At 57.8% G+C, this 225-nt stretch carries 1 protein-coding gene; it reads right to left on the bottom strand.

What is annotated here, in order from left to right; translation table 11 throughout:
- A partial coding sequence (locus E5W70_RS32955) for a PAS domain S-box protein (protein WP_292665542.1) occupies positions 1-225 on the bottom strand: 225 nt, incomplete at both ends.

Below are 225 nucleotides of genomic sequence, written 5' to 3'. Positions count from 1 at the left end.
TCGGAAAGGTTGAGCCATCCTTACGCATTCCAGTGACGGTGCGGCCGAGCCCGATAATGCGGCGCTCACCGGTCGATAGATAGCGGTGGAGATAAGCGTCATGCTCTTCGCGGTAGGGCGACGGCATCAGCAGATTGACGTTCTGACCGATGACTTCGCTCGACTGGTAACCGAACAGCGTTTCGGCAGCGGTGCTGAAGGATTGAATACGGCCCTGTTCGTCGA

It is taken from the genome of Mesorhizobium sp. (genome assembly GCF_005063415.1).
Taxonomy (GTDB): Bacteria; Pseudomonadota; Alphaproteobacteria; order Rhizobiales; family Rhizobiaceae; genus Mesorhizobium.
The sequence above is the reverse complement of the archived record's forward strand: the minus strand, read 5'-3'. Positions and strand labels throughout refer to the sequence as shown.